Below are 14,305 nucleotides of genomic sequence, written 5' to 3' on the forward strand. Positions count from 1 at the left end.
GCCTGGTCCGCACGGCCTGTTCGATGCCGGCGGCATCCAGGCCGCACAGGCTCAGCAGGCGAGCCGGCTCGCCATGTTCGATGAACTGGTCCGGCAAGCCCAGCATCAGCACAGGCTTGACGACGCCAGCCGCAGCCATCGCCTCGGCCACGGCCGACCCGGCGCCCCCCTGCACGCACCCCTCTTCCACCGTCACGATCAGGTCGTGCTCGGCGGCCAGCTGCTTCACCAGCTCGACATCGAGCGGCTTGACGAAGCGCATGTTGGCCACGGTGGCGTCCAACGCCTCGGCCGCCTGGAGGGCCGGATACAGCAGCGTGCCGAACGCCAGGATGGCCACACGCCGCCCCGCTGCCGGCGCCACGGCCTGGCGACGCACCTCGCCCTTGCCCCAGGGCATGGGGGTGAGGTCGGCGGGCACCGGCACGCCGGCCCCTGCACCACGCGGGTAGCGCACGGCCACCGGATGGTGCTGCGCATAGGCCGCACTCAGGGCCTGGCGGCACTCGGCCTCATCGGCCGGGGTCAGCAGGCTCATGTTCGGGATGCAGCGCACAAAGGCGATGTCGAACGCGCCCATGTGGGTCGCGCCATCCGCGCCCACGATGCCCGCGCGGTCGAGCGCGAACACGACCGGCAGGTTCTGCAGGGCCACGTCGTGGATCAACTGGTCGTAGGCGCGCTGCAGAAAGGTCGAGTAGATCGCCACCACCGGCTTGAGGCCTTCGCAGGCCAGGCCGCCGGCAAACGTCACGGCATGCTGCTCGGCGATGCCGACGTCGAAGTAGCGACCCGGAAAACGCTGGTGGAACTCGACCATGCCCGAGCCTTCGCGCATGGCCGGCGTGATGCCCACCAGGCGGCTGTCGGCCGCGGCCATGTCGCACAGCCACTGGCCGAACACCTGCGTGAAGGTGGGCTTGGGCGGCTCGACCGGCGCCGGCTTGACCAGGCCCACGGCCGGGTCGAACTTGCCAGGGCCGTGGTAGGCAATCGGGTCGGCTTCGGCCAGCTTGTAGCCATAGCCCTTCTTGGTCACCACGTGCAGGAACTGCGGGCCTTCCAGCTCGCGCAGGTTTTCCAGCGTGGGGATCAGGCTGTCGAGGTCGTGGCCGTCGATCGGGCCGACGTAGTTGAAACCAAACTCTTCGAAGATGGTGCCGGGCACGACCATGCCCTTGGCATGCTCTTCCAGCCGCTTGGCCAACTCGAACAGCGGCGGCGCGTTCTTCAGCACCTGCTTGGCGCTTTCGCGCGCGGCCGTGTAGAAGCGGCCCGACATCAGGCGCGCCAGGTGGCGGTTCAGCGCGCCCACCGGCGGCGAGATCGACATGTCGTTGTCGTTGAGCACCACCAGCAGATTGGGCATCTTGCCGGCGTGCGGCACCCCGGCGTTGTTCAGGGCCTCGAAGGCCATGCCGGCGGTCATCGCGCCGTCGCCGATGATGGCCACGGCCTTGCGCGCCTCGCCGCGCAACTGCGCACCCAGCGCCATGCCCAGCGCCGCCGAGATCGAGGTGGACGAGTGCGCCGTGCCGAAGGTGTCGTACTCGCTCTCGTCACGCCGCGGGAAGCCGCTCATGCCGCCGAACTGGCGCAGCGTCGGCATGCGGTCGCGGCGGCCGGTCAGGATCTTGTGCGGATAGGTCTGGTGACCCACGTCCCACACCAGGCGATCGTGCGGCGTCTGGAACACGTGGTGCAGCGCGATCGTGAGTTCGACCGTGCCCAGGTTGGACGACAGGTGCCCGCCCGTGCGCGACACGCTCTGCAACAGGTACTCGCGCAGTTCGGTGGCCAGCTGCTTGAGCTCGGACCGAGACAGGTGCCGCAGGTCGGCGGGCTGGTCGATCTTCGACAGCAGGGGGTAAGTCATGGTCGTCATCCTTGGGGTGGATTGCGGGAGCTCAGTGGTCACGGCGCACGATGCGCTCGGCAATGGCGGCCAGCGCGCCGGTGGCCTCGGCAGGCAGGCCGCTGCGGGCCAGGGCGTCCAGCGCTTGCTGCAGCAGGCCGTCGGCCTCGGCACGCGCGCCGTCCAGGCCCAGCAGGCTCACATAGGTCGGTTTGTTGGCGTCGGCGTCCTTGCCGGCGGTCTTGCCGAGCTTGTCGGAGCCCTGGGTCGCGTCCAGCACGTCGTCGACAATCTGGAAAGCCAGGCCCATGGCGTGGCCGTAGGCGGTCAGCGCCGTCCACGCGGGCGACTCGGTCGGAATGCCACCACAGGCTGCCCCCATCTGCACACTGGCGCGCAGCAAGGCTCCGGTCTTGCGCTGGTGCATGTCGCGCAGGGTGGCTTCGTCCAAGGCCTGGCCCACGCTGGCGAGGTCGATCGCCTGGCCGCCGGCCATGCCGGATTCGCCCGAAGCCCGGGCCAGCAGACGCACGAGACGGGCCTGCAGCGCGGGCGCCACACCGGCGCCCTCGCCTTCTTCCGGCGTCAGCACCTCGAACGCGAGCGCCTGCATGGCATCGCCCGCCAGCATGGCGCAGGCCTCGCCATAGGCCACATGCACCGTGGGCTTGCCGCGGCGCAGCACGTCGTTGTCCATGCAGGGCATGTCGTCGTGCACCAGCGAATAGGCGTGGATCAGCTCGACCGCGCAGGCGGCACGCAACGCGGCTTCGGCGCCGGCCTCGGTGTGGCATGCCCCGACGGCCTCGGCCGCCGCCTGCACCAGCAAGGCGCGAAGGCGCTTGCCACCGTCGAGCACGCCATAGCGCATGGCTTCGCCCAGCCGGGCCGGGGCCTCTGCGGGCACCCAGCGGTCCAGCCCGGCCTCAACGCGCAGCAGGACATCGGCTGTCCAGCGGCCCCAAACGGCGGCATCACTCATGCTTCATCCCAGGGCTTGAGCTGGCCGTCTTCCAGCAGCTTGACCTGGGCCTCGACCGCCTCCAGGCGCGTGCGGCAGAACTGCAGCAACTGCGCACCGCGCTGGTAGCTGCCCAGCAGTTGCTCAAGGGGCAGCGCTCCGCTCTCCATCTGGCTGACGAGCTGCTCGAGCTCGGCCAGGGCGGCCTCGTACGTCGCAGGCAATGCGACGTCAGCAGATGGGGAACCGGCGCCGCCGGCGGAGGACTTGGCCATGGTCTTGCCTGAGGGTGAGCCCGTGTCCGGGCAAACGCGTATTCTATTTCGAGGCGCCTGGCCCCGACGCGCACGGGGCGCTGCCACCGTACCTTCACTTCCGGGGCAGGCCACGCACCGCAGGCGCATGGCAATGGTGCCCCTTTCCGTTTGACAGGGATCAGAGACGGGCTTTGCCTCGGGGAAAGCCCGCGGGTACAATACAAGGTTCCCCGGAATGCTCCCCGCATGGTGACCGTTTGGGCTGAGTCCAGCACCGTCGTCGCCCTGCACGCTGGCGTTTCGGGTTTTTTGTGGCCCCCTCTCGCCGGACACTTCTTCGGGTGTCACATCGGCCTGGGGGATTTTCCAAACCTCTGGCAGCCATCCGGGCCCGCCCCGCCAGCCACCAGAGGGGGTTGACATTGGTTTTTGGAGATCCTGGGGATCATGTCCGACCTGAGTCCTGCGCTCAACGCCCTTCGCCGCAGCCGCACGCAGCTGCCCGTGTCCGTCTACTTCGACGAATCACTGTACAAGGAGGAGCTCGAACGCATCTTTCAGTCCGGTCCGCGCTACCTCGGCCACGCCCTGAGCGTGCCCGAGGTCGGCGACTACTATGCCCTGCCCCAGGAAAACGAAGGCCGCGCGCTGGTGCGCACCAAGGACGGCATCGAGCTGATCTCGAACGTCTGCCGCCACCGCCAGGCCATCATGCTCAAGGGCCGCGGCAACAGCCGCAACAACATCGTGTGCCCGCTGCACCGCTGGACCTACTCGCACAAGGGCGAGCTGATCGGCGCGCCGCACTTCGACCACGACCCGTGCCTGAACCTGAACAACTACAAGGTGCGTGACTGGAACGGCCTGCTGTTCGAGGACAACGGCCGCGACATCGCCGCCGACCTGGCCAACATCGATGCGCGCTTCAAGCCGGGCGGCGACCTGGACTTCTCGGGCTTCGTGCTCGACCGCGTCGAGCTGCACGAGTGCAACTACAACTGGAAGACCTTCATCGAGGTCTATCTGGAGGACTACCACGTCGGCCCCTTCCACCCCGGTCTGGGCAACTTCGTGACCTGCGATGACCTGCGCTGGGACATGGCCAAGGAGTACTCGGTGCAGACCGTGGGCGTGGCGTCCACCTTCGACCGCCCGGGCTCCGACGTCTACAAGAAGTGGCACGACGTGGTCATGAAGTACCGCGGCGGCGAAAAGCCCTCGCAGGGCGCCGTCTGGCTGACCTACTACCCGACGATGATGGTCGAGTGGTATCCGCATGTGCTGGTGGTGTCGAACATGTACCCGCAGGGCCCGCAGAAGACGCTCAACGTGGTGGAGTTCTACTACCCCGAAGAGATAGCCGCCTTCGAGCGCGAGTTCGTCGAGGCCCAGCAGGCCGCCTACATGGAGACCTGCATCGAGGACGACGAGATTGCCGAGCGCATGGACGCCGGCCGCAAGGCGCTGATGGAGCGCGGCGACAACGAGGTCGGCCCCTATCAGAGCCCGATGGAAGACGGCATGCAGCACTTCCATGAGTGGTACCGCCGCGCCATGGGCTGGCCTGCCGAGTCCGACGACCGCCCCTGACCCGCCCTTCGCCCTTGCGCGCCACCTTCAACCGCCTGTCGGCGCCGTGGCTCATGGTCACGGCCACGGTGCTGTTCGCGCTGATGGGCGTGTGCGTGAAAATGGCCTCCCAGACGGCCTCCACCGGGGAGGTCGTTTTCTTTCGCGGCGGCGTGGGTGCCGTGATGATGGGGCTGCTGGCCTGGCGCACCGGCCTGAGCCTGCGCACCGCCGTGCCGCTGCTGCACGTGCAGCGGGGCGCGTCCGGCGTCACGGCGCTGGCCCTGTGGTTCTACACGCTGGGCACGCTGCCGCTGTCGACAGCGGTCACCCTGAACTACATGTCCTCGGTGTGGATGGCCGTGTTCCTGGTGCTGCAACTGGCCTGGCGGCGCTGGCGCGGGCAGGACGTGCCCACCATCCCCTTGCCCCTGCTCGGCGCCGTCGTGGTGGGTTTCCTCGGCGTCACCCTGGTGCTGCGACCCACCATCGAGCGCGACCTTTGGCTGCAGGGCTTGGTGGGCCTGGCGTCCGGCATGCTGTCGGCAGTCGCCTACTTTCAGGTCGCCAGCCTCGGTCGGGCCGGGGAGCCGGAGGTCCGCGTTGTGTTCTATTTCTCGCTGTTCGGCGCCGTCTCGGGCCTGCTGATCAGCGGGGTCGAAGCGCTGTACCGCGGGTCGACCTGGTCGTGGCCAACCGACACCACCCTGTTGTGGCTGCTGGGCACAGGCCTGTTTGCCACCCTCGCCCAGGTCTGCATGACGCGCGCCTATGCGCGGGGCAACGCGCTGGTCATGGCCAGCCTGCAGTACCTCGGCATTGCACACGCCTTCGTGCTGGGCGTGCTGCTGTTCGACGACCCGGTCCACGCGGTGGCCGTGGTCGGCATGGCCCTCATTGTCCTGGCCGGCATCGCAGCCACCCAGGCCAGCGCACCGCTCAAGACTCGTCGCTGATCAGCGGGTGTCGCCGGCGTGGCGATGTGCGGCATCGGGCGCCGGCGGGTGCTCCGGTGTGGCAGCATCGTGGTGATGCGCATCGCGCTGCTCGTGGTGGTGCAGGCCGCTGACAATGGCGGCGATCATGCCCAGACCCGCGGCCAGCCACACGATCTGCAGCGCCGTCTCGCGCCAGTGCAATCGCTTCTGCAACTGCGGGATCAGGTCGGCCACGGCCACGTAGATGAAGCTGCTGGCCGCCACCACCATCATGTAGGGCAGGTAATCCTGCCAGGGCGCGATCAGGAAGTAGCCGAGCACGCCGCCGACCACGGCCGCCATGCCGGAAATCATGTTGTAGACCAGCGCGCGAACCCGCGAGAAGCCGGCGTTGACCAGCACGATGTAGTCGCCCACTTCCTGCGGGATCTCGTGGGCGATGATGGCCAGTGCGGTGACGAGCCCGATGTGCGGATCGGCCAGAAAGGCCGCCGCGATCAGCACACCGTCGCAGAAGTTGTGGATGCTGTCGCCGATGAGCACGCTCCAGCCGCCGCGCCCGGCCTGTTCTGCATCGAAGCCATGATGGTGATCGTGGTGATCGTGCTCGTGGTGATGGCCGTGGCGGTAGAGCTCGGCCTTCTCGAGCAGGAAGAAGAACATCAGCCCGCCCAGCAGCGTCAGGAACAGCGAGTGCGGCGCGACGTTGCTTTCGAAGGCCTCGGGCAGCACATGCAGCAGCGCCGTTCCCAGCAGCACACCGGTCGACAGGCTCACCAGATGTCGGACGATCAGGCCCAGCAGGGGTGCCGACACGGCAGCCGCCAGGCCGACAGAAACCACGCCGCCCAGAAAGGTGGCTGCGACGATGTAAAGCAGGGTCATCGACCGATCCTAGCAAACCTGTCAACACCTGCCTGGCGTCGCGCCGAAGGTGTCACGTAACCGGGGGACAATAGGCAGATGGACACACTGCTGCGCACCAAGACGGGCAAAGGCCAGGGCACCCTGGAACCCAGCCGCTTTCCTCACCTGCTGGCGGCCATCGACATGGGCTCCAACAGCTTTCGTCTCGAGATCGCCGAACTGGGCCGGGGCAAGTACAAGCGCATCGACTACCTGAAGGAGACGGTGCGGCTGGGCGCAGGTCTGGATGCGCACGGCCTGCTGACCGAAGAGGCCACCCAGCGTGGTCTGGCCTGTCTGGCTCGCTTTGCGCAGCGCCTCAAGGGCTTTGCATCGTGGCAGGTTCGGGCGGTGGCCACCCAGACCTTGCGCGAAGCCCGCAACCGCGACGCCTTCCTGCAGCGAGGCAACCTGGTGCTGGGGCATCCCATCGAGGTGATCTCGGGCCGCGAAGAGGCCAGGCTGATTTTCCAGGGTGTGGCCCGACTGCAGGCCAGCGAGTTGCCCCGGCTCGTCATCGACATCGGCGGGCGCTCGACCGAAATGATCCTGGGACATGGCCGCACCCCGCAACGCACCGAGTCCTTCGGCGTCGGCAGCGTGAGCCTGTCACTGCAGCACTTCCCCAACGGACGGTTTACCCCGGAGGCCTTCCGCGCCGCCCAGATCGCCGCGGGCGCCGAACTGGAAGAAGCACTGACCCTGTTCCAGCGCGAACAGTGGCAAGAAGCACTGGGATCGTCGGGCACCGTGGGCGCGGTCTCGCAGATTCTTGCGGCCAATGGCATCACCGACGGCACCATCACCCCCGAGGCGCTGCGCTGGTGCATCAGCCGCTGCATTGAAGCCGGCCACCTCGACGCCTTGAACCTGCCTGGACTCAAGCCCGAGCGCAAGGCCGTGCTGGGCGGCGGCCTGAGCATCCTCTACACACTGGCCATGCAGTTCGACATCGAAGCGCTGCGACCAGCCAAGGGCGCCCTGCGCCAGGGGGTCATCTTCGACCTGGACGAGCGCGTGGAAGCAGCACGCAACCACCGCCTGCCCGACCCGCGCGACAGCTCCGTGCGCGAACTGCAGCAGCGATTCCAGGTCGATGTGGCGCAGGCCGAACGCGTGCGCCTGCGCGCGCTGCAGCTTTGGACATCCTTGCAGTCGGGCACACCCTCGGGTGACAGCGACGACGCCCGAGAGCTGGGCTGGGCCAGCGCCTTGCACGAGATCGGCATGATGGTGTCCCACCACGATCACCACCGCCACAGTGCCTACCTGCTGGGCCATGTCGATGCATCGGGCTTCTCACAGTCGCAGCTGCGCCGGCTGGCGACGCTGGTTCTGGGTCAGCGCGGTGAACTCATCAAGCTGGCCGAATTCCTGCACGACACCGCCCTGATGGACCTCGTGCTGTGTCTGCGCCTGGCCCTCATCCTTCACCATGCCCGTGTTGACCTGCCGCGGCAGGTGGCCACACTCAAGGCGGGCCGAGGTCGCTCCCGTCTGGTGCTTTCACGCCGCTGGGCGGAGCAGCACCCCCGCACCCTGCACCTGCTCAACGAAGAAGCCCTGCGCTGGGCGCGTCAAGGCGATCGCCACCTCGACATCACGCTGGAAGCCTGAACCGCGCGGCGCCACGCCCGCGGCCATCGACCGTCACTTGGTGCGGGCGCGCCGCGGCGTGCTGGTGGTGCGGGCATCGGCCATGGCGCGCTGATAGGCACGCGCCCACATGGGATGACCTGACTCGGTCTTGCTCAGGGCGAAGGCGGGGTCGGCCGCACGGGCCGCACGGAAGGCCTCCAGACACTGCTTCTCGCGCTGACTGGTGCAATAGATGAAGGCCAGGTGCTTGTGGGCATTGGCCCGATCGACGCCACTGGCGAGCCCATCCTTGAGGGCCTGGCGCAGCTGCACTTCGGCCATGGCGTACTTGCCGCCCTGATACGAGCGCACGCCCTGGGCCAGCGTCTGCTCGGCCGGTGGGGTGGTCGGTTGTACTACAGCCGGCGGAGAGGCCGGACCAGCGGGCGCGGCAGCCGGCGCGGCCGGTCGCACCGACGGCGGCGGCCCCGGGTCCACCGCAGGGCGCGTCGGGGCGTTCTGGCAGGCTGCCAGCATCAGCACCACGGGGCCCAGCAACAGGCTCCGGCCCGAGACGCGGGACCACAGGGCAGACGGCACGGCCCTTGATGGGCGGCTGCGGACAGACTTCATGGTGAATGAGGATCAGAACTGGTGACGGATGCGCAACTCTCGTCCGGGCTGCACCTCGACAGTCTGCCGGAAAACGGGCGCATCGCCGTTGCGGATGGTGATGGTGTGTGGGCCCGGCGTGAGCTTCAACTGTGTGAGCGGCGGCGTGACACCCATCACCTGGCCATCGACATCCACCTCGCCCCAGGGGCTGATGGCCAGCCGAAGCACACCCGGCGGTGCATCGACAGCCACGTGCACCGCCACGCCGACGGGCTGGGCAGCCGATGGCGCAGCCGCGGCAGACGATGCCGACGCGGCCATGCCCATCGAGAGCCCACCCCCCGCAGGCGACGGGGGAACGGGGTCTCGCGTGGACACCAGCTGCCAACCCAGAAAGCCCGCGGCCCCGAGCGTCGCCGCACTGGCCCAGGCGGCAAAACGGATCTGGCGCCCGCTGCGCTGCCCCCCCGTCGGCGCGGCGGCGGATGTCGATGCACCGGCCTCGGCGTCCACCGCCGAGGGGTCCTCCACGGTCTGCAACCAATCCCGCAGCGATTGCGCCAGCAGGCGAGCCGAGCGGGTCCGCTGCCCAGGATCGCGCGCCATGGCCTGCTCGACGATCGCCGACAACGCAGCGGGCACCGCCGCGTTGAGCTCGCGGGCCGTGGGGCGCTTGCCGACCAGGACGGCCTCCGCGATGCCCTCCAGCGTGTCGCCGTGAATGGCGCGCTGCCCGGTCAGCAGCTCGTACAGCACGGCCCCGAGGGCATAGACATCCACGCGCCGATCGACCGGCTCGTGGCGAAACTGCTCCGGCGCCATGTAGAACGGCGAGCCCCCCACGATGTCCTGAAAGCGACTCTGCGGATCGTCGCGCTGCGCCAGCGACTCCACCTGGCGGATGCGAGCGATGCCGAAATCCAGCACGCAAGGCTGGGTGCGCCCCACCATGAAGATGTTGGCGGGCTTGATGTCACGGTGGATGACGCCCTTGTGGTGCGCGTAGCTCAGCGCGTCGGCCACCCGCCGCACGATGAGCGCAGCCTGGGCCGGCGTCGGACGCCAGCCGGACTGCAACCACTGCCGGAGGTCCTTGCCCTTGAGCAGCTCCATCGCGATGTAGGGCCCGCGCTCGCTGGTGCCCGCGTCGTAGACCGTGACGATGTGCGTGTGGTTGAGGCTGCCTGCGGCGCGGGCCTCGTTGAGAAAGAGCGCATCGAACCGGGCCCGATCGGCCTGGGGCAGGTCCACATGCAGCGTCTTGATTGCGATCAGCCGGGACAGCAGCGGATCGTAGGCCGCATAGACGGTACCAAGCCCCCCTTCGCCGATCACGTACTTCAGCGCATAACGGCCGATGTGGCCAATGGTGGGCAGCCGGTCAGGGTGTGCAGGGGGGCGTCCAGCGGCCTCGACGGGAGGCAAAGGCTGCGTGTCGGCCACGGTATCCGGCCCTTCGGCCGCCGCGGCGCCCAGGTCCAGATCCAGCGAGGCCGGTGCAGCAGGCGGTGCAGGCACCGGTCGACTCGGCACGGTCGGCACAGCGCGGCCTCCTGGCTCCCTCAGCGGGAGCCGGCGCGTGCGGCCTTGACTTCGTCGGGGCGCAGGCCGGGCGCGAGGTGATCCAGCACGCCATTGACGTACTTGTGGCCGTCGGTGCCGCCAAAGGTCTTGGCCAACTCGACCGCCTCGTTGATCGCCACCTTGTAGGGCACGTCCAGGCAGTGCATGAGCTCGTAAGCACCCACCCACAGCACGGCGTGCTCGACCGGCGACAGTTCCTCGACCGGACGGTCCAGAAACTTCAGCAGCGCCGCATCCAGGCGATCGCGCTGCTCGATGCAACCGTGCAGCAGGGCGTCGTAGTGGGCGCGGTCACACTTGGCGAAGTCATCCTGCTCGCGCACATGCGCATCCACTGCGCCCGCATCACGCGGGTTCAGCTGCCATTCGTACAAGCCCTGCAGGGCGAACTCGCGGGCACGGCGTCGGGACGACTTGGCACGGTCGCGGCCCGGCGCGCCCGGCTTGCGGGCAGGACGGCCTTCCAGCGGCTTCGGGGTGTCGGACGGGGCACTCACAGCAGGTCATCCAGCAGGTTGGCCATCTCGACGGCAACGCGGGCCGCATCGCGGCCCTTCTCTTCGATGCGGGCCTCGGCCTGGGCCAGGTTCTCGACCGTCAGGATGGCGTTGGCGATGGGGACGTGGTGATCCAGGCTGACGCGGGTCACGCCGGCGCCGCTCTCGTTGGCCACGAGTTCGAAGTGGTAGGTCTCGCCGCGGATGATGCAGCCCAGGGCCACCAGCGCGTCGAAGCGCTCGCTGTCGGCCATGGCCTGAAGGGCCACAGCCACCTCGAGGGCACCTGGCACGGTCACGTGCTGGATGTGCTTGGCGGCCACGCCGAGCTTGACGAGCTCGTCGATGCAGACCGCGGCCAGGCGGGAAGTCAGTTCGTCATTGAAGCGGGCCTGCACGATGCCGACACGCAGATCGTGTCCATCGAGTCGGCCGGCTTGTCCTTTGTCAGCGCCTTGCATGGTGAATTCCGTAAAAGAGCGAAAGGGGTGGGTGAAAAGAACGAGGAGAAAAGCGCGAAATCAGTGTCCAGGCACAGGGTGCTGGGTGCCGTCGGCCTTCAGGTAGCCGGTGACCTCCAGGCTGTAGCCCATCATGCTGGGCAGCCGTTGCGGGTTGCCCAGCAGACGCATCTTCTGCACGCCGAGCGCCCGCAGGATCTGGGCGCCCACGCCGTAGGTGCGCAGGTCGACCGGGGTGCGCGGACGGGTGGCCTCGGGATCGGGCAGCAGGCGGCTCAACAGGCGCTCCTGTTCGTCACCAGCATTGAGCAGCACCAGCACGCCACGGCCCGCGGCCTTGATGGTCGACAGGGCCTGCGGCAGTGGCCAGGCATGGCGACAGTTGCCTGCATCCAGCCAGTCCATGGCCGAGAAGGGCTCGTGCGCGCGCACCAGCACCTCGTCGTCCGGGCCCCAGGTGCCCACGCTCAGCGCCAGGTGCAGTGCGCCCGTGCGGTCACGGAACACCTGCGCGTCGAACTCGCCCTCGGGCGTGGCCATGGTGCGGGTGCCCAGGCGCTCGATCAGCGATTCGTTGCGGCTGCGGTACTGGATCAGGTCGGCGATGGTGCCGATCTTCAGGCCGTGCTCTTGAGCGAACACCTCCAAATCCGGCAGGCGGGCCATGGTGCCGTCGTCATTCATGATCTCGCAGATCACGGACGAGGGTGTGAGCCCGGCCATCGCGGCCAGATCGCAACCGGCTTCGGTGTGGCCCGCGCGCATGAGCACGCCGCCGTCCTGCGCCTGCAGCGGGAAGATGTGACCCGGCTGCACCAGGTCGGCCGGCTTGGCGTCCGCGGCAACGGCCGCTTGCACCGTGCGCGCCCGATCGGCCGCCGAGATGCCGGTGGTCACCCCCTCGGCCGCCTCGATCGACACGGTGAAGGCCGTGCCATGCTTGGTGCCGTTGCGGGTGGCCATCGGCGGCAACTGCAGCCGCTCGCAACGCTCGCGGTTCAGCGTCAGGCAGATCAGGCCACGGCCGTACTTGGCCATGAAATTGATCGCCTCGGGCGTGACGTGGTCGGAGGCCAGGACCAGATCGCCTTCGTTTTCGCGGTCTTCTTCATCCACCAGGATGACCATGCGACCAGCGGCCAGTTCGGCAATCAGCTCGGGAATCGGGGAAATCGGCATCTGGACATTGTAGAGGGGGCGCCGACGCGTTTCCGGGAAAACGCCCAGTTCTGGCGCCGGAAAAGCGCTGACAGCACCGTCAGCGCAACCGAACAGGCCTCAGACGCCGAGCTTGCCGTCCGACGACAGCATGCGCTCCACGTAGCGGGCGATCAGGTCGACCTCAAGGTTGACCGGGCCGCCTGCCTTGAGCGCACCGAGCGCCGTGTTGGCAATCGTGTGCGGGATCAGGTTGATGTCGAACGCAGTCTGGCCATCGGGCAGGTCTTCGACGCGGTTGACCGTGAGGCTGACGCCGTTGACGGTGATCGAGCCCTTGTAGGCCAGGAAGCGCCCCAGCTCGCGCGGCGCGTGGATGCGCAGCAGCCACGACTCGCCCACCGGCTCGAACACGTCCACACGTCCCACGCCGTCCACATGGCCGGTGACGATGTGACCACCCAGGCGGTCATGCGAGCGCAGGGCCTGCTCCAGATTGACCGGGCCGAGGGTGTCGAGGCCCGCCGTGCGCGCCAGGCTTTCAGCCGACACATCGATGGTGAAGCGCCCGGCCGCCACATCGAACGACGTGACCGTCATGCACGCGCCGTTGATGGCGATGCTGTCGCCCAGGCCCACGCCGTCCAGGTAGCCGGCCGGGGTCTGCAGGGTCAGGCGGCGGCCGTGGCCGGGGCCCTCGCCCAGCGGCTGAGAATCGACGATCTGGCCCACGCCAGTGATGATGCCGGTGAACATGGATGAAAACTCGTGGTGATGAGGATGGTCAGAACAGGTCGCGCCCGGGTGGCCGGGCCACGATGCGCAGGTCGTCGCCCACGGTCTGGACGTCGATGAAGCGCAGCGTGGGGGCGTCGGCCAGGTGGGCCAGCGGCGGCAGGTCGGCCAACGCACGGCCGGGGCCGATGAGCTTCGGCGCAAGATACAGCAAAAACTCGTCGACCACCCCGGCCTGGATCAGGCTGGCGTTGAGCCGGGCACCGGCTTCCAGATGCAGTTCGTTGACACCGCGCGCTGCCAGGTCCTGCCAGACCCAGCCGGGATCGGGGCGCCCATCCGGCCCAGGCATGGCGTCGATGACAGTGGCACCGGCGTCTTCAAGCGCCGCACGCCGCGCCGCGGCTTCGGCCTCTTTCGCCGGCACGCCGTAGACCCACACCGCGCCGGGCGACTGCAGCAGGCGGGCCCCCGGCGGCGTGCGCCAGGTGGAATCGAGCACCACGCGCCAGGGTTGCCGCGGGGTGTCGACCTCGCGCACGTCCATGCGGGGATCGTCGTCCAGCACCGTGCCCACACCGGTCAGCACCGCCGAGGCCCGCGCGCGCCAGGCATGCCCATCGGCGCGCGCCGCAGGCCCGGTGATCCACTGGCTTTCGCCGTTGTCCAGCGCGGTCCGACCATCGAGCGAGCCGGCAATCTTCATGCGGGCCCAGGGCCGCCCGCGCACCATGCGCGACAGGAAACCAATCATGGTTTCGCGCGCCGCGCGGGCATGCGGGTGATCCGAGGGCAGGCAGTCCACCCCGATCCCGGCAGCACGCAGGCGTTCGAAGCCACGGCCTGCCACCAGCGGGTTGGGGTCTGGCAACGCGACCACGACGCGGCGGACGCCCTCGCGGACCAGCGCGTCGGCACAGGGTGGGGTGCGTCCATGGTGCGAGCACGGCTCCAGCGTCACGTACGCGGTGGCGCCGCGGGCATGCCCGCCTCGCGCCAGCAACTGCGCCAGCGCGCTGGCCTCGGCGTGCGGCCCGCCCACTTCAGCCGTGTGGCCGGTGGCGATCACCGCGCCATCGCGCACCAGCACACAGCCCACGGGCGGGTTCGGCGCCGAGCGCCACAAGGCCAGCCGCCCCTGTGCCACGGCCAGGGCCATGCCTTCGAAATCGTTCACGTCGCAGGCCCCTC

General features: G+C 68.6%; 14 protein-coding genes. 3 read left to right on the plus strand and 11 right to left on the minus strand.

The features are described 5' to 3' along the window. The 3 genes from dxs to QZ709_RS15950 form a co-directional block, all read right to left on the minus strand. On the minus strand, positions 1-1,885 hold a 1,885-nt coding region (gene dxs / locus QZ709_RS15940; protein WP_294638383.1), incomplete at its 3' end, for a 1-deoxy-D-xylulose-5-phosphate synthase. A 22-nt stretch (positions 1,886-1,907) separates the two neighbouring features. Continuing rightward, positions 1,908-2,837 carry a polyprenyl synthetase family protein gene (locus tag QZ709_RS15945; RefSeq protein WP_294638384.1) on the minus strand — a complete coding sequence of 310 codons (930 nt, stop codon included), beginning with the start codon at positions 2,835-2,837 and terminating at the stop codon, positions 1,908-1,910. Beyond that, complete coding sequence (locus QZ709_RS15950) at positions 2,834-3,091, minus strand: exodeoxyribonuclease VII small subunit (RefSeq protein WP_294638386.1); 258 nt, start codon at positions 3,089-3,091, stop codon at positions 2,834-2,836. Before QZ709_RS15950 ends, QZ709_RS15945 begins: the two co-directional genes overlap by 4 nt. A gap of 429 nt (positions 3,092-3,520) precedes the next feature. On the opposite strand from QZ709_RS15950, the gene QZ709_RS15955 reads away from it, so the two are divergent. Continuing rightward, positions 3,521-4,663, plus strand: a complete 1,143-nt coding sequence (locus tag QZ709_RS15955) for an aromatic ring-hydroxylating dioxygenase subunit alpha (protein WP_294638388.1) — start codon at positions 3,521-3,523, stop codon at positions 4,661-4,663. A gap of 14 nt (positions 4,664-4,677) precedes the next feature. Further along, complete coding sequence (locus QZ709_RS15960) at positions 4,678-5,598, plus strand: DMT family transporter (protein WP_294638390.1); 921 nt, start codon at positions 4,678-4,680, stop codon at positions 5,596-5,598. Here QZ709_RS15960 and QZ709_RS15965 read toward each other — a convergent pair whose 3' ends face one another. Then, entirely contained in the window at positions 5,599-6,465 is an 867-nt protein-coding gene (locus QZ709_RS15965) for a ZIP family metal transporter (RefSeq protein ID WP_294638392.1), read from the minus strand. It abuts the gene before it with no gap. Positions 6,466-6,630: 165 nt separating this feature from the next. On the opposite strand from QZ709_RS15965, the gene QZ709_RS15970 reads away from it, so the two are divergent. Next, complete coding sequence (locus QZ709_RS15970) at positions 6,631-8,103, plus strand: Ppx/GppA phosphatase family protein (RefSeq protein ID WP_294638428.1); 1,473 nt, start codon at positions 6,631-6,633, stop codon at positions 8,101-8,103. A gap of 33 nt (positions 8,104-8,136) precedes the next feature. On the opposite strand, the gene QZ709_RS15975 is transcribed toward QZ709_RS15970, so the two are convergent. The 7 genes from QZ709_RS15975 to ribD all read right to left on the minus strand — a co-directional run bounded on the left by QZ709_RS15975 (position 8,137) and on the right by ribD (position 14,291). Continuing rightward, positions 8,137-8,697 (minus strand): TssQ family T6SS-associated lipoprotein, encoded by a 561-nt coding sequence (locus tag QZ709_RS15975; RefSeq protein ID WP_294638393.1) that lies wholly within the window; start codon positions 8,695-8,697, stop codon positions 8,137-8,139. 12 nt (positions 8,698-8,709) lie between these two features. Beyond that, positions 8,710-10,197 carry a serine/threonine-protein kinase gene (locus QZ709_RS15980; RefSeq protein WP_294638394.1) on the minus strand — a complete coding sequence of 496 codons (1,488 nt, stop codon included), beginning with the start codon at positions 10,195-10,197 and terminating at the stop codon, positions 8,710-8,712. 44 nt (positions 10,198-10,241) lie between these two features. Then, entirely contained in the window at positions 10,242-10,730 is a 489-nt protein-coding gene (gene nusB / locus QZ709_RS15985) for a transcription antitermination factor NusB (protein ID WP_294638430.1), read from the minus strand. Positions 10,731-10,756: 26 nt separating this feature from the next. Continuing rightward, positions 10,757-11,221, minus strand: a complete 465-nt coding sequence (gene ribH, locus QZ709_RS15990) for a 6,7-dimethyl-8-ribityllumazine synthase (RefSeq protein ID WP_294638395.1) — start codon at positions 11,219-11,221, stop codon at positions 10,757-10,759. A gap of 60 nt (positions 11,222-11,281) precedes the next feature. Next, positions 11,282-12,400: a bifunctional 3,4-dihydroxy-2-butanone-4-phosphate synthase/GTP cyclohydrolase II gene (gene ribBA, locus QZ709_RS15995; RefSeq protein WP_294638397.1), complete on the minus strand. Its 1,119-nt coding sequence runs from the start codon at positions 12,398-12,400 to the stop codon at positions 11,282-11,284. Between the two features lie 99 nt (positions 12,401-12,499). Further along, on the minus strand, positions 12,500-13,135 hold the full coding sequence (locus QZ709_RS16000; protein WP_294638398.1) for a riboflavin synthase: 636 nt from the start codon (positions 13,133-13,135) through the stop codon (positions 12,500-12,502). Positions 13,136-13,163: 28 nt separating this feature from the next. Next, entirely contained in the window at positions 13,164-14,291 is a 1,128-nt protein-coding gene (gene ribD, locus QZ709_RS16005) for a bifunctional diaminohydroxyphosphoribosylaminopyrimidine deaminase/5-amino-6-(5-phosphoribosylamino)uracil reductase RibD (protein ID WP_366937185.1), read from the minus strand. Positions 14,292-14,305 lie beyond the last annotated feature (14 nt).

Source organism: uncultured Aquabacterium sp., assembly GCF_913773725.1.
Taxonomy (GTDB): Bacteria; Pseudomonadota; Gammaproteobacteria; order Burkholderiales; family Burkholderiaceae_C; genus Aquabacterium.